The organism is Mesorhizobium sp. M1A.T.Ca.IN.004.03.1.1 (genome assembly GCF_003997555.1).
Lineage (GTDB): Bacteria > Pseudomonadota > Alphaproteobacteria > Rhizobiales > Rhizobiaceae > Mesorhizobium.
The window spans coordinates 1-228 of record NZ_RZTV01001253.1; the positions used below are offsets into that span (position 1 = coordinate 1).

The window sequence follows — 228 nt, forward strand, 5'->3', positions numbered from 1 at the left end:
GGTGCAGCCTACACACCGACCGAACATATCGAATGGCGCTTTGCCGGTGCCGTGGGCGTGTTGACGAGCGGTTCGTCTGGTGCTGTGACCCGGAATGGCGTCACATACGGAGATGATGTTTCCTACTCCTTCGATGACGATCTGGTCGCTGCACTGTCGACAAGCATAAAGATCAAGTTCTAAATTCCTGATTTGAAGAATTGAGAGCCCGGCACTGCCGGGCTTTTC

The 228-nt window shown here is 53.9% G+C and carries 1 pseudogene; it reads left to right on the forward strand.

Annotation, left to right across the window (positions count from 1 at the left end):
* Window positions 1–183, forward strand: a pseudogene (locus EOD29_RS35720) (transporter); the annotation flags it as partial.
* Window positions 184–228 lie beyond the last annotated feature (45 nt).